20 protein-coding genes are annotated in these 22,348 nt (G+C 64.1%); 13 read left to right on the forward strand and 7 right to left on the reverse strand.

All coding sequences use genetic code 11. The features are described 5' to 3' along the window. The first annotated feature begins 163 nt into the window (after nucleotides 1-163). Nucleotides 164-1,378: an aldose 1-epimerase family protein gene (locus C3418_RS07585; protein WP_010672908.1), complete on the forward strand. Its 1,215-nt coding sequence runs from the start codon at nucleotides 164-166 to the stop codon at nucleotides 1,376-1,378. A gap of 60 nt (nucleotides 1,379-1,438) precedes the next feature. Here C3418_RS07585 and C3418_RS07590 read toward each other — a convergent pair whose 3' ends face one another. Beyond that, nucleotides 1,439-3,229, reverse strand: a complete 1,791-nt coding sequence (locus C3418_RS07590; RefSeq protein ID WP_048206927.1) for a long-chain fatty acid--CoA ligase — start codon at nucleotides 3,227-3,229, stop codon at nucleotides 1,439-1,441. Nucleotides 3,230-3,409: 180 nt separating this feature from the next. Between C3418_RS07590 and C3418_RS07595 the strand changes: the two genes are divergently transcribed. Beyond that, entirely contained in the window at nucleotides 3,410-3,952 is a 543-nt protein-coding gene (locus C3418_RS07595) for a hypothetical protein (RefSeq protein ID WP_103858257.1), read from the forward strand. Between the two features lie 102 nt (nucleotides 3,953-4,054). Here C3418_RS07595 and rimI read toward each other — a convergent pair whose 3' ends face one another. Continuing rightward, the gene (gene rimI / locus C3418_RS07600) at nucleotides 4,055-4,504 is read right to left on the reverse strand and encodes a ribosomal protein S18-alanine N-acetyltransferase (protein WP_103255305.1); all 450 of its coding nucleotides are present in this window, start codon (nucleotides 4,502-4,504) and stop codon (nucleotides 4,055-4,057) included. 74 nt (nucleotides 4,505-4,578) lie between these two features. After that, nucleotides 4,579-5,016, reverse strand: a complete 438-nt coding sequence (locus C3418_RS07605; RefSeq protein ID WP_049635924.1) for a DNA polymerase III subunit psi — start codon at nucleotides 5,014-5,016, stop codon at nucleotides 4,579-4,581. A 215-nt stretch (nucleotides 5,017-5,231) separates the two neighbouring features. Here C3418_RS07605 and C3418_RS07610 point away from each other — a divergent pair, with 215 nt between their 5' ends. Both C3418_RS07610 and viaA read left to right on the forward strand, forming a co-directional pair. After that, nucleotides 5,232-6,845, forward strand: a complete 1,614-nt coding sequence (locus C3418_RS07610) for an ATPase RavA domain-containing protein (RefSeq protein ID WP_041211041.1) — start codon at nucleotides 5,232-5,234, stop codon at nucleotides 6,843-6,845. A gap of 95 nt (nucleotides 6,846-6,940) precedes the next feature. Continuing rightward, entirely contained in the window at nucleotides 6,941-8,395 is a 1,455-nt protein-coding gene (gene viaA / locus C3418_RS07615) for an ATPase RavA stimulator ViaA (protein ID WP_029313704.1), read from the forward strand. A 12-nt stretch (nucleotides 8,396-8,407) separates the two neighbouring features. Here the strand turns inward: viaA and C3418_RS07620 are convergent, their stop codons facing one another. Beyond that, nucleotides 8,408-9,412 (reverse strand): sensor domain-containing diguanylate cyclase, encoded by a 1,005-nt coding sequence (locus C3418_RS07620; RefSeq protein WP_039039409.1) that lies wholly within the window; start codon nucleotides 9,410-9,412, stop codon nucleotides 8,408-8,410. Nucleotides 9,413-9,607: 195 nt separating this feature from the next. Between C3418_RS07620 and C3418_RS24680 the strand changes: the two genes are divergently transcribed. The 5 genes from C3418_RS24680 (at nucleotide 9,608) to C3418_RS07640 (ending at nucleotide 14,860) form a co-directional block, all read left to right on the forward strand. Beyond that, complete coding sequence (locus C3418_RS24680) at nucleotides 9,608-10,768, forward strand: hypothetical protein (protein ID WP_258039876.1); 1,161 nt, start codon at nucleotides 9,608-9,610, stop codon at nucleotides 10,766-10,768. 12 nt (nucleotides 10,769-10,780) lie between these two features. Then, on the forward strand, nucleotides 10,781-11,470 hold the full coding sequence (locus tag C3418_RS24685) for a GGDEF domain-containing protein (RefSeq protein WP_258039877.1): 690 nt from the start codon (nucleotides 10,781-10,783) through the stop codon (nucleotides 11,468-11,470). A 244-nt stretch (nucleotides 11,471-11,714) separates the two neighbouring features. Continuing rightward, the gene (gene prfC, locus C3418_RS07630; protein ID WP_103255304.1) at nucleotides 11,715-13,304 is read left to right on the forward strand and encodes a peptide chain release factor 3; all 1,590 of its coding nucleotides are present in this window, start codon (nucleotides 11,715-11,717) and stop codon (nucleotides 13,302-13,304) included. Nucleotides 13,305-13,473: 169 nt separating this feature from the next. Then, nucleotides 13,474-13,812, forward strand: a complete 339-nt coding sequence (locus C3418_RS07635) for a nuclear transport factor 2 family protein (protein ID WP_103858258.1) — start codon at nucleotides 13,474-13,476, stop codon at nucleotides 13,810-13,812. A 103-nt stretch (nucleotides 13,813-13,915) separates the two neighbouring features. Next, nucleotides 13,916-14,860, forward strand: coding sequence for a bile acid:sodium symporter family protein (locus C3418_RS07640; protein WP_103858259.1), 945 nt, complete (start codon nucleotides 13,916-13,918; stop codon nucleotides 14,858-14,860). Nucleotides 14,861-14,916: 56 nt separating this feature from the next. On the opposite strand, the gene C3418_RS07645 is transcribed toward C3418_RS07640, so the two are convergent. Both C3418_RS07645 and C3418_RS07650 read right to left on the reverse strand, forming a co-directional pair. Then, nucleotides 14,917-15,828 carry a bifunctional helix-turn-helix transcriptional regulator/GNAT family N-acetyltransferase gene (locus C3418_RS07645; protein ID WP_080990037.1) on the reverse strand — a complete coding sequence of 304 codons (912 nt, stop codon included), beginning with the start codon at nucleotides 15,826-15,828 and terminating at the stop codon, nucleotides 14,917-14,919. Between the two features lie 192 nt (nucleotides 15,829-16,020). Then, complete coding sequence (locus tag C3418_RS07650) at nucleotides 16,021-17,058, reverse strand: alkene reductase (protein WP_181023075.1); 1,038 nt, start codon at nucleotides 17,056-17,058, stop codon at nucleotides 16,021-16,023. 167 nt (nucleotides 17,059-17,225) lie between these two features. Between C3418_RS07650 and C3418_RS07655 the strand changes: the two genes are divergently transcribed. Continuing rightward, nucleotides 17,226-17,792 (forward strand): TetR/AcrR family transcriptional regulator, encoded by a 567-nt coding sequence (locus C3418_RS07655; protein ID WP_103858261.1) that lies wholly within the window; start codon nucleotides 17,226-17,228, stop codon nucleotides 17,790-17,792. A 155-nt stretch (nucleotides 17,793-17,947) separates the two neighbouring features. On the opposite strand, the gene C3418_RS07660 is transcribed toward C3418_RS07655, so the two are convergent. After that, entirely contained in the window at nucleotides 17,948-18,859 is a 912-nt protein-coding gene (locus C3418_RS07660) for a LysR family transcriptional regulator (protein ID WP_048206938.1), read from the reverse strand. Nucleotides 18,860-19,005: 146 nt separating this feature from the next. Between C3418_RS07660 and aguA the strand changes: the two genes are divergently transcribed. The 3 genes from aguA to C3418_RS07680 form a co-directional block, all read left to right on the forward strand. Further along, nucleotides 19,006-20,103 (forward strand): agmatine deiminase, encoded by a 1,098-nt coding sequence (gene aguA, locus C3418_RS07665; RefSeq protein ID WP_103858262.1) that lies wholly within the window; start codon nucleotides 19,006-19,008, stop codon nucleotides 20,101-20,103. A gap of 137 nt (nucleotides 20,104-20,240) precedes the next feature. Then, nucleotides 20,241-21,944, forward strand: coding sequence for an amidase (locus C3418_RS07670; RefSeq protein ID WP_103858263.1), 1,704 nt, complete (start codon nucleotides 20,241-20,243; stop codon nucleotides 21,942-21,944). Nucleotides 21,945-22,128: 184 nt separating this feature from the next. Further along, on the forward strand, nucleotides 22,129-22,348 hold a 220-nt coding region (locus C3418_RS07680; protein WP_024176516.1), incomplete at its 3' end, for an IS5/IS1182 family transposase.

A 22,348-nucleotide genomic window follows, 5' to 3' on the forward strand; every position in this document is an offset into this window, starting at 1 on the left:
AACTGTGAGTCAGCCTTCATTTCAGCAGGGCTGAAGCCGTTTTTATTGTCAATCGGCTCACATTTCCTCTTTTTGTCTCTTGAGTCCGGGGCGTCAGACGCCTAGTTTTCGATCACTGAAACGATTCAGCTTTCACAAAAACAAGAGACACGAGGATAAATCCATGTTGAAGAAACTCTCCATTGCCGTGCTGCTCGCCCTGGGCGCCACCGCGGGTCACGCCGCCGAATTTCTGCTGACCGACTCCCAGCAAGGGCTAGATGTGGGCGACTGGAAGATCACCAGCGAGAAGCTCGGCATCAAGAGTCCGGTTCCCTTCACCATCGAGAAGAAACGCCTGCACGGCGGCCGCCAGGAAGGGGTGGATCTGCTCATCGTCGACAACGGCGTCATGAAGATCACCCTGGTGCCGACCCGCGGCATGGGGATCAAGGAGGTCAAGGCGGCGGATCTGCGCCTCGGCTGGGATTCACCGGTCAAGGAGGTGGTCAACCCCGCCTTCATCGATCTCGAGAGCCGTGGCGGTCTCGGCTGGCTCGACGGCTTCAACGAGATGCTGGTGCGCTGCGGCTACGAGTGGACGGGTCATCCCGGGGTGGATGACGACGGCCGCCTCAAGAGCCTCCATGGCCGGGTGCAGAACATTCCCGCCTCCGTGGTCAGCGTGACCGTGGACGACGAGCCGCCCTATGCCATCCACGTGCTGGGCCGGGTGGACGAGCGCACCTTCAAGATGAGCGAACTGGTCACCTGGACCCAGCTCAGCGTGGTGCCCGGTCAGGCGGAGTTTGCCCTGCAGGACAAGCTGACCAACCACGCGGATTACGAGAACGAGTACCAGATCATCTATCACGGCAACTTCGGGGCCCCCATTCTGGAGGAGGGAGCCAGGGTGAGCACGCCGGTGAAGCAGATCTCCCCGTTCAATGACTACGCCAAGGCCGGACTCAAGGGCTGGCAAACCTATCTGGGGCCCACCAAGGGCTTCGACGAGATGGTGTTCAACCTGGTGCCCTACAGCGACGCCGACGGCAATACCCTGGCAGTGCTGAACAACCGTGCCGGCAACGCCGGGGTGGCGGTGGGCTACAACACCCGACAGCTGCCGGTGCTGACCCTGTGGAAGAACACCGACACCCGGGCCCAGGGCTATGTGACCGGCATCGAACCCGGTACCAGCTATGCCTACAGCACCAAGTACCAGCGCCCGCTCGGGCTGGTCCCCAAGATCCAGCCGGGGGAGACCAAGACCTTCGATCTGACCTATCGCCTGCTGCAAAATGCCGACGAAGTGAAGCAGGCCCTGGCCCAGGTGGAGAAGATCCAGGGCGGTCGGGCCACCGAGCTGCGCGAGCAACCCCTGGTCAAGCTGCCATAAGGGAGAGACGCCCAGCAAAAAGCCGCTCCATGAGCGGCTTTTTCATATCAGGCCCGTCGATCAGACGTGGCTGTACATGGCTTCTATCTCGCGCTGGTACTTGGCCTCGATGATCTTGCGGCGCAGCTTCATGGTGGGGGTGATCTCCCCGAGCTCCATGGAGAAGGCGCTCGGCAGCAGGGTGAACTTCTTCACCTGCTCGAACTTGGCCAGCTCTTTTTGCAGATCCTGAATGCGGGCCTCGAAGAACTCCATCACCCGGGAGTGGCGCAGCAGCTCGGTCTTGCACTGGTACTGCAGGTTGATGGAGCGGGCGTACTCCTCCAGGGACTCGAAGCAGGGCACGATGAGCGCCGACACGAAGTGGCGGGCATCGGCGACGATGGCAATCTGCTCGATGAAGCGATCCTTGCCGAGGGTCCCCTCCACCAGTTGTGGCGCCACGTACTTGCCGTTGGAGGTCTTCATCAGCTCCTTCAAGCGCTCGGTGAAGTAGATGTTGCCCTCGCCATCCAGCTCGCCCGCATCGCCGGTGCGCAGGAAGCCATCCTCGGTCATCACCTCGGCGGTGGCCTCCGGCTTGTTGTAGTAGCCACGCATCACGGTGGGGGCGCGCACCAGCAGTTCGTTGTTCTCGCCGAGTTTCACCTCGATGCCGTTTAGCGCCGTGCCGATGGAGCCCAGCCTGAACTGGGTGTCTTCATAGCAGCAGACGGTGGCGGTGGTCTCGGTCATGCCGTAGCCGTACTTGAGGTTGAGCCCCATGGCCTGGAAGAAGAGATTCACCTCGTCCGCGAGACGGGCGCCCGCCACCGGCAGGAAGCGGGTGCGACCGCCGAAACGGGCGCGCAGTTTGCGAAACACCAGGCGCTCGGCAAGCCAGAGCTGGCCATAGAGCAGGGGAGAGGCGGACTTGCCCGCCTGACGGGTGGCGACCATCTGTTTGCCCACCCGGGTGGCCCAGCCGAACAGGGCGCGGCGCAGGCGCGGAGCCTGGGCGACCTTGGCCTGGATCATGGCGTAGGCCTTCTCGTAGAGGCGGGGCACGGCGCACATCACGGTGGGCTTCACCTCGCCGATGACATCCATCACCTTCTGCGGGTCGCGAATGTAGACGTTCTCGGCGCCGCAATAGAGCACGTAGTAGCTCCAGGCACGCTCGAACACATGGCTCAGCGGCAGCATGCAGAGGGAGACATCCTGCTCGCTGAGGTCGAGGCGAGCGTCATGCATCTCGAAGCAGGCGGCCATGTTGGCGAAATCGAGCATGACCCCCTTGGGTTCGCCCGTGGTGCCCGAGGTGTAGATGAGGGTCAGCAGGTCGTCCATGCGGTAGTGGCGCTCGCGCTCGCGCAGCACCTGCTCGCTGGGTTGGTGGTTGCCGGAGACGAGGAAGGCCTGGAAGTGGCTGGCCGAGGCGCAGCCGCGCAGATCGACGGTGCCGTCCAGGGCGACGATGTGGCTTATCTCGCCGCTGTCGATGAGGTGCAGCGCCTGATCGAACTGGGGCTGCTCCCCCACGAACAGCATCCTGATGCCGGCATCCTTGACGATGTAGCGTAGCTGATCGAGGGTGCTGGTGGGGTAGATGGGCACGCTGACGCCACGGGCGGCCAGGATGCCGAGGTCGGCCTGGGTCCACTCGGGCATGTTGCGGGCATAGATGCCGACCATCTCGCCGGACTGGTGGCCCGCCCGGATCAGTCCCTGGGCGCAATAATCCATGGCCTGACCCAGGGTTCGCCAGCCGATGGCGCGCCACTGGCCATCCTGCTGGACGCGCAGGGCGGCCTTGTTGCCAAGGCGGGCAATACGCTCACGCATCACTCTAACCAGATGAAACTGCGACATCTCACGCATCCTCAAGTAACAGTTGTGCGCCGCAGGGGCACCAAAATCGGGGCTGGAGTTTAAACTCTAACATTACAGCTTACAAGTGTGCGCCATTTGTCCTGGATCACAAAGTCGTCAACCAGATGAGAGTGAGGCATGATAGGGGGCAGGGATCGGATTCATTCAGGGAGTTGCACCATGAATATCGGGATCAAGAGCCTGTTCACCGGCGTGTTGCTGCTGTTGGCGGGGGCTGGCGCCCTCTGGTATCTGCTGGGGGGGGCGGGGGAGCAGGATAATCCCTGGCTGAGTGGCGCCGAGGGCTATGAGCAGGCGCAGCGGCTGGCGCTGAGGGAAGGATACCCCTTGCTCTACGTGATCGAGCGCGCCAAGTGCCGACGCTGCAAGGCGCTGAATACCAGGCTGTGGCGTGCCCCCGAGATGCAATCCGCCCTGGCGGGGCTGGTGAAGGTGCGACTCAACCCGGATGCGGGGGATGGCAGCGAGCACATTCTGCGCCGCTTCCCCCAGGTTGCGACGGCCCCTGGCATCTATGTCCAGCGACCGGGTGAGCCGCTTCGCCCCATCAAGATCGCGGTGGATATCGAACAGATCTGGATGCCCGGTGTCACCTATGGTCGCGGCTTCTTCATGCCCCTCTCGGGGGCGGCCTTCGAGGCGGTGCTGAGGGTCACCCTCAGCCTGGAGGATCCCGCCATCGACAACGCGCCCCTGCCCTGAGGGGCGACTGGGGAGTGGGATGAGGGTAGAAACGACAAGGGGGCTGCATGCCCCCTTGTCCGTTGTGGATGGCCTCCCGGCCCAAGTCGGGCGGCTACGGGATCAGCCGAAGTCGAACAGACGGGACATCAGCACGGCATCCTCCCTCTCCTGCCCGGTGCCATAGTAGTCGGCGCGGCGGCAATACTCGGCAAACCCCTCGCTCTCGTAGAGGTTGATGGCGGTGCGGTTGCCGGCCCGCACCTCCAGGAACCAGGCCTCGGCCTTGCCGGCCTTGCTGCGGGCCAGGTACTCCCTGAGCAGCGCCCGCCCCAGCCCTTTGCCCTGAAAATCGGGATGCACGCAGAGATTCATCAGGGAGCTGTCTCCCGCCACCAGATCCGAGATGTAGAAACCGGCCGGTCGTCCGTCCACCAGCATCAGGCCGTTGAGATAGCGCGGCCCGAAGCAGGAGAGCAGGTTGGCCTGGCTCCAGGGCTCCTGGTGGGCGGCCTGCTCGATGGGGTAGATGGCTTCGAAGTCCGATTCGAGCAGGGGGCGAAAGTGGGGCAAGAGGTCAGACATGGTCACTCCGGACGGGATTCAGGCTTGCGATGGACACCATGGCCGTGCCATGGTCGTGAGCATCAAGGGGTGTGGCGCTGCCGGCACTGCTGCCAGAGGGCGCGCTTGTGTGCCCCATCGGGCTTGAGCGGGCAGACCAAGGCATCGGGCCAGCGAGGGTCCGGCGCCGTCAGCCAGAGCAGGGGCGAAGTGGCCCCCGCGGGTAGGGAAGGCATCTCGGACAACAGGGAGACCTCGTCCGTGCCAAGGCCGAGCCAGCGGCAGATGTCCCCGAGCAGGGAGGGCGCGGGCAGCGTCTCTGCCAGCAGCCAGAGCTTGCCGGTCGGCAGAGGGGCAGTCTCCTGCGGGGCCAGCACCTCGTCGGCGGGCGTGTTTGCCGGCTGTGCGGCGCCGTCGGGGCTGGTGCCTCCCGCCAGGAGTCGGCCTCTTTGTTGCCAGAGGGGGATGCCCATGCGGGCCAGAATGCGCTGGCGCAGCGGGTCCAGCAGGGGATCTTGCATGGCGAAGGCTCACTCTTGATCTGCGTTGGGGTAAATAATGATGCGCAGAGTACACTCTCGCGGGATTTGCTGCACCCCGGACGTGCGCTTTTCGCCCTGTGGCGATGGCAAACGAGCGCCTCCCCGGGGCAGAGATGACAGACAATGAGAGTGGGGCGGGGCCAGAGGCCGGACCCCGTCACCACGGATGACCTATCAGCTTCGGAACTGTGCCTATGCCGCCTTTAGCCCAGAATACTGTTCGTGCCACCCCCATTCATGAGCGTCTGCCACGGCTCCTTTCCGCCCTTGGCGAGGGACTGTATGAGCGCCAGGATGCCCTGCGGCTCGGCCTGCTGGCGGCCCTGAGTGGCGAGAGCGTCTTTCTGCTGGGCCCCCCGGGCATCGCCAAGAGCCTGATCGCGCGGCGCCTCAAGCTGGCGTTTCAGGATGCCCGCCATTTCGAATACCTGATGACCCGTTTCAGTACGCCGGAGGAGGTGTTCGGCCCCCTCTCCATCCAGGCGCTCAAGGAGGATGGCAAGTACCTGCGGTTGACCAGCGGCTACCTGCCGGAGGCCGAGGTGGTCTTCCTCGACGAGATCTGGAAGGCGGGCCCCGCCATCCTCAACACCCTGCTCACCGCCATCAACGAGCGGCAGTTTCGCAACGGCGACAGCCAGCACCCCATTCCCATGCGGCTGCTGGTCACCGCCTCGAACGAGCTGCCTGCCCCGGACAGCGGGCTGGAGGCGCTCTACGACCGCATGCTGGTGCGGGTCTGGATGGACAGGGTGCAGGAGAAATCCAACTTCCAGGCCATGCTGGCGAGCGATGGCCAGTCCCATCAGAACCTGACCCCCTCGGTGCAGATTCGGGGGGAAGAGTACGACGCCTGGCAGGATGCCATCGAGCAGGTGCGCCTGCCGGACGCCTGTTTCGAACTCATCTACCAGCTACGCCAGCAGCTCGACAGTCAGCTCGGGCACGGCTGCTATGTCTCGGATCGGCGCTGGAAGAAGGCGGTGCGGCTCATCAAGGCGAGCGCCTTCTTCAATGGCCGCGACGAGGTGGCTCCCCTGGATCTGCTGCTGTTCAAGGATTGCCTCTGGCACGACGAGGCTTCCCGCACCGCGCTGCTGGAGATGATCGGCGAGTTTTCCCGCCTCTACGGCTACCAGCAACTGGCGCTGACCCGGGAGCTGCTCTCCCTGCGCGAGCAGTTCAAGCAGTTGCAGGGGGCGGTCGCCCTGCGCATCGGCTGCAAGGCGGTCAAGCGCAAGCAGTGGTTCGGCCGACGCGCCCGCGGCACCGAACTGCCGCTGGCCAACGCCAGGCCGTTCGGCAAGCTGGTGCACTTCCAGCTGCTCACCCCGGCGCCCCTGGATGGCAGTGATCCCGAACGCCTCACCGGCACCCTCACCTTCGATCGCACCTTGCTCTCTCACTGGCACCCCACCGGGGAGGCGCTGGTGGGCTGGCCCCTCGGCAACCCCAAGGAGGGGCACTACGAGCTGGTGCTGGACGAGCAGTTGCGGCTGCACGTGCTGGATATCCAGCGCCAGCCCGTGCCCCTGATGCTGGTGGAGCGCACCCCCATCCCCGAGGTGGTGATGGCCCCCTGGCTGTCGGCCCTGGACGACCTGACGGGCCAGGTGAACCGGGTGCTGCAAAATCTCAAGGGTCAGCGCAACCTGTTCGACCGTCACCAGCCTCACCTGTTCGTGGGGGACAACTGGTTGCGTCAGGTGGAGGACAGCTTCTTCGTGCTGAGCCGGGACCTGGAGCGGCTGGGGGCCGAGCTGCAGCAGTGGCGGGATCGTCTGCCTCTTCTCGATGCACAGGGGTGACGTCGCGTCTTACGTGGGATTGGTGAAATAAACAGGATGAAAAACATGTTTCGTCAGCATGATACTCCATCACATCTCAACGTCCGGGGTGGCCCATGCTAGAGATCGGCATGATGGACCTGGGGCTGCTCATGGGGGAGGGGGAGCTGGCGGGGGAGATGGCGCTGCTGCTTGCCTCCACCCCCAAGATCTCCGAGTTCCTCAAGCGCTCGCCCCTGCAGGGGAAGCTGCTCAGAAAGCGCATCCAGACCTGGAGCGAACAGCTTGGGGAGGAGATGCGTCACAAGCCTGTGCCGGTGGCCCTCGAGCGGGAATACCTGCTCTATCAGGCCCACCGGCAACTGCCCCTGCCGGAGCTGGTGGGGCGCCTGCCCGCCTTGCTGGAAGCCCTTGAGCAGCACAGCCCCTTCGCGGGGGATGCCCGCAGCCTGGTGCGCCAGATAGTGGCCCAGCCCACCGAGGGGCTGCGCCAGCTCTTCATCGAGAAGTGGCGCGCCAGCCTGGTGGGCAGCCTGTTGCAGTTGCAGCAGCAGATAGCGGAGGCGGAGCGGGAGAAGCAGCGCCAGGAGATAGAGGATCAACTGCTGGCCAACCGGACCCTGGCCGATGCCCTGGATCCGCACCAGATCTCCGCCGGGGGGCTCTGGGATCTGGCCCAGGGGAGCTGGCACAAGCGCAGCCTGGCGCTGGTGAAGCAGTACGCCCGCATGTTGCAGCAGGAGCCTTTGCTCGCGGAGATCGCCGCCCTGCTTGGGCGCAGCGAGCGGGAGCGGCGCAGCGAGGACAGGACGCTGCCTCCGGTGCCTGTGCACGAGCTGGAGGAGGTGCAAAGTGACGATGTGCCCGACGATCTGGTGGGGGTGCACCCGGCCAGCGATCTGATGCGCCTCCTGCCGAGCGAGGCGGTGATGCTGGCGCTGCCGGAGCTGGAGCTGGAGTTCTATCGCCGTTATCTGGAGCGGCGCCTGCTGAGCTACCAGTCGCGGGGCACCCTGCCGCGCCAGCGTCTGATGCTGCGCTCCCCCGAGCAGGGAGGGCAGGAGGTGCAGCCGCGGGGCCCCTTCATCGTCTGCGTCGATACGTCAGGTTCCATGGGGGGCTATCCGGAGGAGTGTGCCAAGGCGCTGTTTCTCGCCCTGCTCAAAGGGGCGATGGAGGAAAAGCGGGGCTGCTATCTGATGCTCTTCTCCACCGAGGTGGCGACCCTGGAGATCACCGCCGACACCGGGCTTGAGAAGGCGGAGCGCTTTCTCTCCATGAGTTTTCACGGGGGGACCGATCTGGTGCCCTGCCTAGAGCAGGCCCTGACCCAGCTCGAACAACCCGCCTTTGCCAAGGCCGACGTGCTGGTGATCTCCGACTTCATCGCCCAGAACCTGCCCCACCCCCTGCTCGAGCGGATGAACCGGCGACGGGCGCAGCAGACACGCTTCCATGCGGTCGCCATGTCCCGTCACGCCAAGGCGGCCATTTTGCGGGTGTTCGACAACAGCTGGCTGCTCGATTGCGGCCTGCGTGGACGCCTGCTGCGGCGCTGGCAGCGCCATTGAGGGCGCTCAGGCTCAGAGAGTGGGCCTGTGGTAGAGGCCCCGTTCGTTGACCTGCTCCTGATCCAGCAGCGGCTGACCGCTTGGCTGGGCAATGTAAAAACCCCGCTTGCCGCTGCGCTTGACCCTGTACATGGCCTGATCCGCCCGGGCCAGCGCCGCGCCGAAATCGTCCTGGGGCCGGATGGCCGCAATTCCCATGCTCAGTCCCACCGAGGCGTCCCCGTTGGGCAGCTCGAAGGGGGTGGCGATGGCATCGATGCACTGGCGGGCGAGGTGGCTGGTGCGGGGATCGTCGCACGCCCAGGGCAGCAGCAGCACGAACTCGTCCCCGCCGATGCGCCCCAGCCGTACCTCCTCGCCGCAGCAGTGGCGAAGGCGCTGGGCAAGGGAGACCAGCAGTTCGTCACCTGCCCGGTGGCCCAGGTTGTCGTTCACCAGCTTGAAGTCATCGAGATCGATGAAACAGATGGCCTGGTACTCCCCGGGAAAGTGGCGGTGCAGCGCGGTGCGGTTGAACAGGCCGGTGAGGGGATCCCGGTGGGCAAGCTGGGCGAGCTGCTGCTCGTACTCCTTCTCGTGGGTGATGTCGATGTGGGTGCCCATCACCCGGACGGGGTTGCCCTGATCATCCCGCTCCACCACCCGGCCCCGGTCCAGCACCCAGGTGGTCTTGCCATCCTTGGCGATCATGCGGTGCATCGCCTGATAAAACGGGCTCTTGCCCTCCAGATGGTCGAAGAAGGCCTGCAGCACCTGCTCCCTGTCCTCCGGGTGCAGGTGGGCGCGCCAGACGTCGAAGTGGGCCGACAGCTCCTTGGGCTGGTAACCGAGCATGGAGCCCCAGCGGCGGTTGAAGATGATGAGTTTGCCGGTGGGCACATGGTTCTGCCAGATGCACAGGCCGGTGCCGTCCATGGCGGCGTCCAGCTTCTCCCGCGCGTCATCCGCGATGCGTTTGAGACGCTCGTTCTCCAGCAACAACCTGTCGTAAGCCTCCCTCAGCTCCTCGTAGGTCATTCCTCATCCCTTCCCCTGTTCGAAAGCATATATAGTCGATGCACTCTCTCCTTCTGTAAAGAAGGGGATAGGGGAGGCTCTCGTTCGATATGAGGAGTTTTCTCACCCTCTGGCGGCTGTGCGCCCAGAGTCTGTGGGGATATGATGACAGCGGTGAGCGCGGCGTCCGGCCAGTGAAGAGGAGAAAATGTCCGCATGAAGATCCTGATGGGAGGTGGTCTGTTGCTGGGGGTTGCCCTGGCCCAGGCGGCGCCACTGGCCGGGCACGAGTTGCAGCTGGCGTTGCAGCAGCTGGAAGAGTCGGCGATGCCGGTGCAGGTGTTTCGCGAGCGCGTCGCCGCCCTGGTTGCCGGACAGGCACACTATCCGCCCGAGGTGCAGGGGCGTCTTGCCCGGCTGCAGTGCTGGGCCCTGCCGGGTGAACGGGACGAGGAGTTTCGCCGCGCGGTGGCGTTTGCCGAGCAGGGGCTGGCACAGGCCCGTGCCCGCAAGGACAGGGTCACCGAGGTGGGGTTGCTCGCCTGTCGCGGCTATCACCGGCAACTGCTCGGCAACATGGCCGGGGCCGGGGAGGATTACGACGCCGCCCTGACCCTGGCTCGCCGGCTCGGGGATGAGCGTCAGCGTGCCGACATCCTGAGCCTGAGGGGGGAGATGTACTCCTACCAGGGGGAGCTGGCGGAGGGGCTGATGGATCTCATCAATGCCCACCAGCGATACGAGGCGCTCGAGCTGGAGGCCAAGGGGCGCGAGGTGCTCGCCAATATTGCCAATGCCTATCGCAGGATGGGGCTCTATGAGCGGGCCGAGAGCTATTTCAAGGAGCTGGAGCACGACTACCGGCAGCTCGGGGTCGAGGAGTACCTGGTGGACATTCACAGCCAGCAGGGGCTCCTCTACATCGACACCGAAGAGTACGACAAGGCGCTGCCCCTGATGGCCGAAGCGGAGCGTTACTATATGGGATCAAACCAGGAAGGGGTCCTGGCCTGGAGCCGGATCGAGCTGGCCACCATCCTGCTTAAACAGGGCAAGCCGGACCAGGCCATGACCAAACTCGATCAGGCGGCAGCCTCCCTCCATCAGGGGGAGGGGGCGGACAGCGTCACCCTGGGCCACTGGCACCTCGTCATGGCCGACGTCCTCGAGGCCCTGAACCGACCCGGCGAGGCGCTGCGGCACCTGGACGAGGCCGAGCCCATCTTTACCCGGGAGCAGAACCTGCGCTTCCTCGCCCGGGTGCATGAGACACGGGCCCGGGTGCTGGAGCGTCAGGGGCACATCCAGTCGGCCCTCACCAGCCTCAAGACCTATGTCGAGACCCGCCAGGCCCTCGAGCTCAGATTGCGGGAATAGCGCTCCTTGCAGATGCGTTTCGAGTTCGATCTCGCCCGCAAGGAGCTGGAGAACCAGACCCTGAGATCCCGGCAGCAGTTGCAGGCGGAGAAACTCAAGCAGTTGCAGGAGCGGCGCTACTGGCAATACCTGGTGGTGGCCCTGCTGCTGGTGGTGATGGGTACCCTGGTGGTGCACCAGCGCGGGCGCACCCGCAAGATGCAGCGTCTCGCCATGACGGACGAACTGACCGGCATCCACAACCGGCGCCAGATCCAGGCCAAGGGGCGCAAATGGTTCACCCAGGCCCGGGAGGAGGGCAACCCCCTGTGCGTGCTGCTGCTGGATGTGGATCACTTCAAGAAGGTGAACGACCAGCTGGGCCACCACGTGGGTGACAGTGTGCTCACCGCCGTGGCCCAGTGCATCGAGGAGCAGTTGCGCAGCCTCGACAGGGTGGGGCGCAACGGCGGCGAGGAGTTTCTGGTGCTGCTGCCGGATACCCTCCTGAACGAGGCCGTCGAGGTGGCGGAGCGGATCCGCCTCGCCGTCGCCCGTCTCGAGATTGAGGGGGTGCCTGCGGATCACCCCATCCGCATCAGCATCGGCTGCGCCCAGTACAAACCCGAGGATGACAACCTGGGCGAGCTGGTACGCCGGGCCGACGAGGCCATGTACGAGGCCAAGCTGGCGGGGCGCAACCGGGTGATGACGGCCCGGTGAGGCCGACCCCGGGCCCCCGTGATAGCGGGCTGGGTATTTTTCACTCGCGCGGGTATAATGCCGCGCAATTTTGCTTTGATCCGGGGCCAGACCCATGTAATGCAACGCGCTTCTCCTGTCTCCACCGGCGGTCACTGACCCGCCCGCGTGGTGTCGTTGTCTGCATGGGCGCCCTGATTCCAAGGTGCTGTCCCGCATTTTTCCCACGGTGGCTCCAGGCCGCCGCTCAATAGAAGAACGTCGAATTATGTCAGCTGAATTTCTGAGTGAAGTCTCCAAGAGACGCACTTTTGCGATCATCTCGCACCCGGATGCGGGTAAAACCACCATCACCGAAAAGGTCCTGCTGTTCGGACAGGCCATTCAGCGCGCCGGTACCGTCAAGGGCCGTGGCTCGGGCCAGCACGCCAAATCCGACTGGATGGAGATGGAGAAGCAGCGCGGTATCTCCATCACCACTTCCGTGATGCAGTTCCCCTACGCCGACTGCCTGGTCAACCTACTCGACACCCCGGGTCACGAGGACTTCTCCGAAGATACCTACCGTACCCTCACGGCGGTCGACTGCTGCCTGATGGTCATCGACGCCGCCAAGGGTGTGGAAGACCGGACCCGCAAGCTGATGGAAGTGACCCGGCTGCGCGACACCCCCATCCTCACCTTCATGAACAAGCTGGACCGCGAAGTGCGCGACCCGATGGAGGTCATGGACGAGGTGGAGCGCGAGCTCAACATCATGTGCGCCCCCATCACCTGGCCTATCGGCTGTGGCAAATCCTTCAAGGGTGTCTATCACCTCTACAAGGACGAGACCTACCTGTATCAGAGCGGTCAGGGCCACACCATCCAGGAGAAGCGGGTGGTCAAGGGGTTGAACAACCCCGAGCTGGATGCCGCCATCGGCGAAGATCTGGCGGCCCAATTGCGTGGCGAGCTGGAGCTGGTGCAGGGCGCCTCTCCCGAGTTCGATCACGACGCCTTCATCGCCGGCGAGATGACCCCGGTCTTCTTCGGGACCGCCCTCGGCAACTTCGGTGTCGACCACATGCTGGACGGCCTGACCGACTGGGCGCCAGCCCCCATGCCGCGCAAGGCCGAGAGCCGCGAAGTGGTGGCCACCGAGGAGAAGTTCTCCGGTTTCGTGTTCAAGATCCAGGCGAACATGGACCCGAAACACCGCGACCGTATCGCCTTTATGCGTATCGTGTCAGGTACTTACAGCAAGGGCATGAAGATGCGCCACGTGCGCATCGGCAAGGACGTGAACATCTCCGACGCCGTCACCTTCATGGCCGGTGACCGCGAACAGGCGGTCGAGGCCTGTGCCGGCGACATCATCGGTCTGCACAACCACGGCACCATCCAGATCGGCGACACCTTCACCCAGGGTGAAGATCTCAAGTTCACCGGTATCCCGAACTTCGCGCCGGAACTGTTCCGCCGCATCCGCCTGCGTGACCCCCTCAAGCAGAAGCAACTGCTCAAGGGGCTGGTGCAGCTCTCCGAAGAGGGGGCGGTGCAGGTGTTCCGTCCGCTCATCAGCAACGACCTCATCGTCGGTGCGGTCGGTGTGCTGCAGTTCGACGTGGTGGTTTCTCGTCTGAAGAGCGAGTACAACGTCGAGGCCATCTACGAGGCGGTCAACGTCGCCACCGCCCGCTGGGTGGAAGGGACCGACGTCAAGAAGTTCGAGGAGTTCAAGCGCAAGAACGAGGTCAACCTGGCCCTCGATGGCGGTGACAACCTCACCTACATCGCGCCGACCATGGTCAACCTGCGCCTGGCCCAGGAGCGTCACCCGGACGTTCACTTCCGCCAGACCCGCGAACACTGATCACCCCGCCCGCGCCCAGCGGGTGGCTGATGACCAGAGAGACCCCGCTTCGGCGGGGTTTTTTTGTTATGAGGCGTTTCATTGGAAGGGGCGGCGATCCCCATCCGGGGCTTGATTGGTGAATAAAAATCAAGGATAAGTGATTTAAATTTCATTCATGGAGAGAAACATGTCCGTCACCCAACCCGTAGAGGCGCAGTTTGCCGCCTACAATGCCCACGACCTCGACGCCTTCGTGGCCTGCTTTGCCCCGGATTTCAAAGGCTATCGCATGCCGACCGAGACGCCGAGCACAGTCGGCAAGGGGGCGCTGCGGGCCTTCTATGCACAGCACAGATTCAACAACCCGCTGCTCAAGGCCGAGCTGCTGTCACGCACTGTCTTGGGCAACAAGGTGTTTGATCACGAGCTGATCCACGGCCTCTCCCTCGAGCCCATCGAGAGCGTGGCGGTGTTCGAGGTGAAGAAGGGTCTTATCCAGACCGCCTGGTTCTATTTCCCTTCCTGAGCGCCGCGACACGGGCCTGCCGGCGACAAAGCTGGTATAAGAGAAAGTTCCCTGCGGGCATCCCCTGGTCTGCCCGCGTCTGGACAATAACAAGGAGTACACCATGCTTGGACGCATCACCCACCTCTTCCCGCTTTGGGCCCTGCTGTTTTCCCTGCTGGCCTACTGGCAGCCCGAGCCCTTCGTCGGCCTCAAGGGCCAGATAGTGCCGCTGCTGACCATCATCATGCTGGCCATGGGGCTGACCCTCAAACCCCAGAACTTCCTCGACGTGGTGCGCAACAAGAAGGCCATCGGCCTCGGGCTGGTATTGCAGTTCAGCGTGATGCCGCTGGCCGCTCTGCTGGTCAGCCTGTTGCTGGGCTTTGATGCCGAGTTGACCGTGGGCATGGTGCTGGTGGGCAGCGTCGCCGGTGGCACCTCTTCCAACGTGATGTGCTATCTGGCCAAGGGCGATGTGGCTCTCTCCATCACCATGACAGCTCTCTCCACCCTGCTCGGGGTCTTCGTCACCCCCCTGCTGGTGCAGCTGCTGGCTGGCAAGAGCGTCGACGTGCCGGTGCTGGACATGCTGCTGAGCCTGGTGAAGATAGTGCTGATCCCCGTGGTGTTCGGGGTGGTTGCCAATGTCTTCCTCCACTCCCTGACGGCACGTATCGAGCCCGTGCTGCCGCTCGTCTCCATGACCGCCATCGTCATGATCATCGCCATCGTGGTCGCCCTCAACGCAGGGCAGTTCGCCAGCATCGGCCCCATCGTGGCGCTGGCGGTGATCCTGCACAACGGCATCGGCATTGCGGCGGGCTACTGGGTCAGTCGCTGGCTGGGCTTTGAGGAGCGGATCTGCCGCACCGTGGCCTTCGAAGTGGGGTTGCAGAATTCTGGCCTCGCCACGGCGCTGGCCATGAAGTTCTTCACTCCCGCCTCGGCCATGGCTGGTACCCTCTTCTCGGTCTGGCACAACCTGTCCGGCTCGCTGCTGGCCGGGGTCTGGGCCAAGCGGCCGCTTTCCCGGCCTGCTGGTACCCTGGAGCAGCGCGCTGGCTGATCAGGGGGCGACAGATGAAACAACAAGGGGCCATGGGCCCCTTGTTGTTGTTTGAGCTAGTCGAGCGCCAGCACCATGCAGATCTCGCAGGCGTCGTGGCCCGTGCAGCCAAGGGGCCCCGGCAGGTGTTCGAAGCCCAGGGATTCATAGAGGGCTGTGGCTTCCCGCAGCACGGCGGTGGTCTCCAGATAGCAGCGCTGGTAACCCAGGGCGCGAGCCTCGGCCAGCGCCTGCAAGACCAGCCGCCGTCCCAGGCCCAGCCCCCGCAGGGCGGGCAGGAAGTACATCTTCTGCAGCTCGCACACATCCGGTGCCCCCGCCAGCGGCGCTATGCCGCCCCCGCCAAGAATGGTGCCGTCCGGCCCCTCAATCACCCAGTAGCGGCTGCGTTCCCCCTGATAGGTCTCGTGGAGAAAATCGAGGTTGGGATCCGCCACCCCGTACCCCTTGTCGGCGGTGAGGCCGTATTCGGCGGAGACGGCGCGCACCACGGCGGCGATCCGGGGATTGTCGGCCGGGGTGATGGGGCGGATGACGAAGCCCTGCTGGCGGCGGGCGCGGGAGAGGGCGCTGCGATAGAGCCGCATGCCCTCCCAGATCTGCTCGCACTCGGCGGGGGAGAGTTGGGCCAGGGCCCCCGCCATGGTCTCGTCCATCTGCCGGTGCAGCTCCTCAAGCTGTGCCTTGCCCGGCTCGGTGAGGCTCGCCTCCTTGCTGCGCCCGTCAGAGGGGTGGGGTTGCCAGGCGATCAGCTCCCGCTCGGCGAGGCGGGCCAGGGGGCGGCTGGCGTTGGATTTGTCGATGCGAAGGCGCTCGGCAAGCTGCTGGTTGGTGGCGGGACCGTTCTCCAGCTCGATGAGCAGGTGGGCCTCCAGTGGGCTCAGGGCCAGCGAGCCGCACTGCTGGGAGAGCATGCCGAGTTCGCGTACCAGTTCCCTCGACAGGGCGCGCAGGGGGCGGGGATCCATGGGGTTGTCTCCTTGTGATGGTATTTGGTTGTTGTGCGCAACCAATACCATCATTTGGTTGTTGATGACAACTATTTGCGTGAAAAAGGGCGAAAGGCAGGTAGAAAAAAGGGCCCGGGAGAGGGCCCAAACATTGGAAACCCGCGCAGGGGCGCGGATCCCATCCTTGGTCAGGCAAGGCGCCGGCGAGGGTTAGACCAGCTCCGCCAGCATGGTGTCGGCATAGGGCACCAGGGCGTCGCCCTGTTTCACCTTGGCGAGGTAGTCCGGGTTGGCGATGAGGGGGCGACCGATGGCGACGAGGTCGAAGCGGTCCGCCTCGATGGCCTCGAGCGCGGTCTCTGCGTTGTAGTTGCCCACTCCCACCAGGTGGCCGTCGTAGCGGGCACGCAGGTAGTCGGAGGCGCGGCCGTCCAGGTAGTCGAAGGTGAGGCTGTCATCGAAGATGCCCAGGTGCAGATAGGCCAGATTGCGCTGGTTCAGCTCGGCCAGCAGGTGGTCGAACACGGCGCGATCCCGGGCATCCCCTTCCAGGTGCACATAGGCGCCGGGGGAGAGACGAAGGCCGGTGCGATCCCCGCCAATGCGGGCGGCGATGGCATCCACCACCTCGAGGGCGAAGCGGCTCATGTTCTCGGGGCTGCCGCCGTAGTTGTCGGTGCGCAGGTTGCTGGCGTGGTGCAGGAACTGATCGATGAGGTAGCCGTTGGCACCGTGGATCTCCACCCCGTCAAAGCCCGCCTCGATGGCGTTGGCGGCGGCCTGGGCGTAATCCTCGACCAGCTGGGCGATTTCGCTCCCGGTCAGGGCGCGCGGCACTTGATAGACCAGCTCGCGCATGCGCGGTACCGTGCCCTCATGGGCGATGGCGGAGGGGGCCAGCACTTCGGCGTGGTGGAAGAAGGGGTGGGAGAGACGGCCCACGTGCCACAGCTGGGCGAAGATCTTGCCACCGTTGGCATGCACGGCGCTGGTCACTTTCTTCCAGCCGGCGATCTGTTCGGCGCTGTAGAGCCCCGGGGTATTGGGGTAGCCCTGCCCGTCCGGACGGATGATGGTGGCTTCGGAGATGATGAGGCCGATGTCGGCGCGGCGGCCGTAGTAGGCGGCCATCTGTTCGGTGGGCACCAGACCCGGGCCCGCCATGCAGCGGGTGAGGGGGGCCATCATGAAACGGTTCGCGAGGGTGAGGGTGTCGTTGAGGCGATAGGGCTGAAACAGGGTATTCATGATCGTCTGTCCTGAGGGAGTGATTCTTGAACGGGCATTCAAGACGTTTTTTGGTTTGTGTGCAAGTATTTTTTGAGCAAGCATTCAACATGGATTGACGGGGGAGGCTGGGGTAAACTTGCCGCCCTGTTTTTTCCGTCCCGCGGGACCTTGCCACCGGAGACCCCATGCGCAGCGCCGAATACGATCGGGATGCCGTCTTGCGAAACGCCATGGAAGCCTTTCGCGCCAAAGGCTATGCCAAGACCACCATGCAGGAGCTGGTGGCCGCAACCGGCCTGCACCCGGGCAGCCTCTATGCCGCCTTTGGCAACAAGCGCGGCCTGCTGCTGGCGGCGGTCGATCACTATGTGGCAGAGAAGGGAGCCCTGCGCCGCCGCTGCCTGGCACAGCCCAGCCCGCTGGCGGGGCTGCACACCTACCTCGAGCAGGTGGTGGACGATGCCCTGCAGGGCTCCTGCCTGCTGACCCGCACCCTGATGGAGCTGGCGGAGCAGGACGAGGAGCTGCACCTTCGCTTCAAGGCCATCTACGGCGAGCTGGAACAGGATCTGGCCGGGCAGCTGGCCCTGGCAAAGGCGCAGGGGGAGCTGGCAAAAGAGGGGGACATCCCCACCCTGACAGCCTTCTTGCAGGTCCATATCCAGGGACTGGTCACCTTCGCCCAGTGCCACCCCGACCGCCCTCTGCTGGCCGGTGTCGTTGCCCGGATGATGAGCGCCCTGCGGGCGTGATGGCGAAGATGTAAACAACAAAGGCTCCCGCGGGAGCCTTTGTTGTTGCTGGGAACTCCTCTCGCAGCAGGGATTTTGCCCCCTTCTCCCGCTCATTTACAAAAGAATGGGAGGAGGGTTGGGGATGAGGGGGAGGAACTGCCAGTCGCAGCCGCTTAGCCCGGATTCACCAGATCCTTCATCAAGGCCTTCAACCAGATCAAGGCCGGTTGCTGGGCGTGGACCGGGTGCCAGACGCAGTTGAGGTGATAGTCCGGCACGTCGTCGGGCAGGGGCAGGCTTTTCAGCGGCCAGTGGCTGGCGAGCAGCTCGGCCACCATGCTGGGCAGTACCAAGAGGTGGTCGCTCTGGCTCACGATGGCGGCGGCGGACATATAGCTCTGGCTGTTGACCGAGATGGTGCGGCTATGGCCCAGGCTCTGCAAATAGCGGTCGAGGCTCGCCTCCGAGGTGCCGAGCGGCGAGTGGAACACATGGGGCATCTCGATTAGCTGGTCGAGGGTGATGCGCTCCTCCTCCAGCTCCAGGGTGGCGCGCACCAGCCCGGCCAGGGGTTCGGTGAGCCAGGTCTCCTTGCCCAGATACCCCGGCACCTGCATGTACTCGTCAAACCCCAGCACGAGATCTATCTCGCCGCTCGCCAGCTCGGCTTCGGGCAGGGTATCGCGCAGGATGCGGATCTCGATGGTGACGCCGGGGGCCAGCTTCCTGAGGCGCTGGATAAGGGGAGGGATCAGCACGCATTCCACGTAATCCGTGGTGCAGAGCACGAAGCGGCGCTTCGACTGACGCGGCGCGAACTCGTCCTCCTCCCAGAGTTGCTGCTCCAGCAGCCGCAGCGCCTGCTGCACCCCCAGATGCAGGCGCTGGGCCCGGGGAGTCGGCAACATCCCCTGGGGCGTGCGCACCAGCAGCGGGTCGCCGAGAAAGGCCCGCAACCGGCCGAGGGAGTGGCTCATGGCGGGCTGGCTGATAAAGAGCGATTCGGCGGCGCGGGTCACGCTCCCTTGCGTCATCAGGGCGTCAAAGGCGAGCAGCAGATTGAGGTCGAGCTGGTGCAGTTTCATGGGGGGATTATTCGCCGTGTTTATGGGACAATTAATCCTATTCATTTGATGGATGGGCGCGCAACTTCTTACACTGCGACCCACTCTTATTTTTTTCAGGGGTCCCAGGCAAATCGGGGGCCTCAATCCATGCAAGGAGCCTTGCGATGAGCATCAAGACCATGAATTCCACGCCGGCCGCCGACGGCTTCACCATGCCCGCCGAGTGGGCTCACCAGCAAGCCGTCTGGATGATCTGGCCGTTCCGCCCGGACAACTGGCGGGAAGCCGGTCGCTTCGCCCAGACCACCTTCGCCAAGGTGGCGGATGCCATCGGTGGCGCGACGCCGGTCTTTATGGGGGTGCCGGCCCAGTTTATGGAGCAGGCCCGTGGCATCATGCCCGCCCACGTTACCCTGGTGGAGATGGCCAGCGATGACTGCTGGGCCCGCGACACAGGTCCCACCATCGTCACCAACGCCGCAGGCGAGTGCCGTGGGGTGGATTGGGGCTTCAACGCCTGGGGCGGTCACAAGGGTGGTCTCTACTACCCGTGGAACCAGGATGAAGAGGTCGCTGCCCGGATGCTGGAGCAGCACGGCATGGATCGTTACGACGCGCCGCTCATTCTGGAAGGGGGCTCCATCCATGTGGATGGCGAAGGCACCTGCCTGACCACCGCCGAGTGCCTGCTCAACGAAAACCGCAACCCGCACCTGACCAAAGAGCAGATCGAAGCTCACCTGCGCGACTATCTGGGTGTGAAGAGCTTTATCTGGCTGGACGAAGGGGTCTACATGGACGAGACCGACGGCCACATCGACAACATGTGCTGCTTCGTGCGCCCGGGTGAAGTGGCTCTGCACTGGACCGACGACCAGAACGATCCCCAGTACGCCCGCTCCCTGGCCGCCCTCAAGGTGCTGGAAGCGGCGGTCGATGCCAAGGGTCGCAAGCTGAAAGTGTGGAAGCTGCCCCAGCCGGGCCCGCTGTTCTGCACTGAAGAGGAGTCTGCCGGCGTCGAGAGCGGCAGCGGTGTGCCGCGCGAGGCAGAAGGCCGTCTGGCCGGTTCCTACGTGAACTTCCTCATCACCAACGATCGCATCGTCTATCCGCTGCTGGATGCCGCCACCGACGGCGAAGCCCAGCGCATTCTGGAAGAGATCTTCCCGGAGCATAAGGTCGTCGGCGTACCGGCCCGGGAGATCCTGCTGGGCGGTGGCAATATCCACTGCATTACTCAGCAAATTCCTTCTGGCAAGTAAGAACCTGTTCCAAGCCAGCCGAGGTTGGTATTCAAAACCCCACTCAGTGGGGTTTTATCTCTTGATAATGTGATGGTCGCAGGCGCCGATGCGGCGATCATCATGACAAACAGTCACCCTTCTGCAGGAGATCCCCAATGATCGAAGTGACCGAGGTTTCCATTGCCGAGCTGCGTGCCGCGCTCGAATCCGGCCGCACCACTGCGGTCGAACTGGTCGAGGCCTATCAGGCGCGGATCAAAGCCTATGACGGCCCCGAGACACCAACCCGCCTCAACGCCGTCGTGGTGCCCAACCCCGATGCCCTGAAAGAGGCGCAAGCGTCCGATGCGCGCCGTGCCCGTGGCGAAACCCTGGGGCCGCTCGACGGCATCCCCTACACCGCCAAGGACAGCTACCTGGTCAAGGGGCTGACCGCCGCCTCCGGCAGCCCGGCCTTCAAGGATCTGGTGGCGCAGCGCGACGCGTTTACCGTGGAGCGGCTGCGCGCCGCCGGTGCCATCTGCCTGGGCAAGACCAATATGCCGCCCATGGCCAATGGCGGCATGCAGCGCGGCGTCTATGGCCGCGCCGAGAGCCCCTACAACGCCGACTACCTGACCGCGCCCTTTGCCTCCGGCTCCTCCAACGGTGCCGGTACTGCCACCGCCGCGAGCTTCGCCGCCTTTGGTCTGGCGGAAGAGACTTGGTCGAGCGGCCGGGGTCCTGCGTCCAACAACGGCCTGTGCGCCTACACCCCGTCCCGTGGCGTGATTTCTGTGCGTGGCAACTGGCCCCTGACCCCGACCATGGACGTCGTCGTGCCCTATGCCCGCACCATGGCAGACCTCTTGGAAGTGCTGGATGTGGTAGTGGCCGACGATGCCGAGACTCGTGGTGACCTGTGGCGGATGCAGCCCTGGGTCAAGATCCCCAAGGCCTCCGAGGTGCGTCCGGCTTCCTATCTGGATCTGGCCGCCAAGGCCGATGCCCTCAAGGGCAAGCGCCTCGGCGTGCCGCGCATGTTTATCAACAAGGATGAACTGGCGGGCACCAGCGACAATCCCGGTATCGGCGGCCCGACCGGTCAGCGCATCCATACCCGCGAGGCCGTGATTGCCCTCTGGGAAGAGGCCCGCAAGGCGCTGGAAGCCGCGGGCGCCGAAGTCATCGAGGTGGACTTCCCGCTGGTCTCCAACTGCGAAGGGGACAGACCCGGCGCGCCGACCGTGTTCAATCGCGGCATCGTGAGCCCGGAGTTTCTCAACGACGAGCTGTGGGAGCTCTCCGGCTGGGCGTTCGACGACTTCCTGCGCGCCAACGGCGATCCCAAACTCAACAAGCTTGCGGATGTCGACGGGCCCCAAATCTTCCCCCACGATCCGGGTACCCTGCCGAACCGCGAGGGGGATCTGGCGGCGGGCATGGACGAGTACGTCAAGATGGCCAAGCGCGGTCTCAAGCGTTTCGACGAGATTGCTTCGGTGCCGGACGGCCTGCGCGGTCTGGAGCAGACCCGCAAGCTGGACTTGGAAGAGTGGATGGACGGGCTCAAGCTCGACGCCGTGCTGTTCCCCACCGTCGCCGACGTCGCCCCGGCCGACGCGGACGTGAATCCGGCCTCCGCCGATATCGCCTGGAGCAACGGCATCTGGGTCGCCAACGGCAACCTCGCCATTCGCCACCTCGGCGTGCCGACCGTCACCGTCCCCATGGGCGTCATGGCCGATATCGGTATGCCGGTGGGCCTGACCTTCGCCGGTCGCGCCTATGACGACAACAATCTGCTGCGCGTCGCCTCGGCCTTCGAGTCCACCGGCAGCAAGCGCCAGGTGCCGCCACGCACGCCGCCGTTGGGGTGATTGCTGTTGTGAGTTAAATATCTCGGGTTCTTTCTGAGAGAATAAAAAAACCACCCGTTATGCGGGTGGTTTTTTATTTTTAGTGCAGGGAGAGTTAAAAACTGACAGTGCTTTAGGGAAGGTGCGAACAAGTCCCTGATATGAGATCATGTTTGTCATCTGGAGCCATGAAAAAGGGTTCATCATGAGTCATCAACTTACCTTCGCCGACAGTGAATTCAGCAGTAAGCGCCGTCAGACTAGAAAAGAGATTTTCTTGTCCCGCATGGAGCAGATTCTGCCATGGCAAAACATGGTGGAAGTCATCGAGCCGTTTTATCCCAAGGCTGGTAATGGCCGGCGACCTTATCCGCTGGAAACCATGCTACGCATTCACTGCATGCAGCATTGGTACAACCTGAGCG

This window comes from Aeromonas sp. ASNIH8 (assembly GCF_002919855.1).
GTDB lineage: Bacteria > Pseudomonadota > Gammaproteobacteria > Enterobacterales > Aeromonadaceae > Aeromonas > Aeromonas caviae.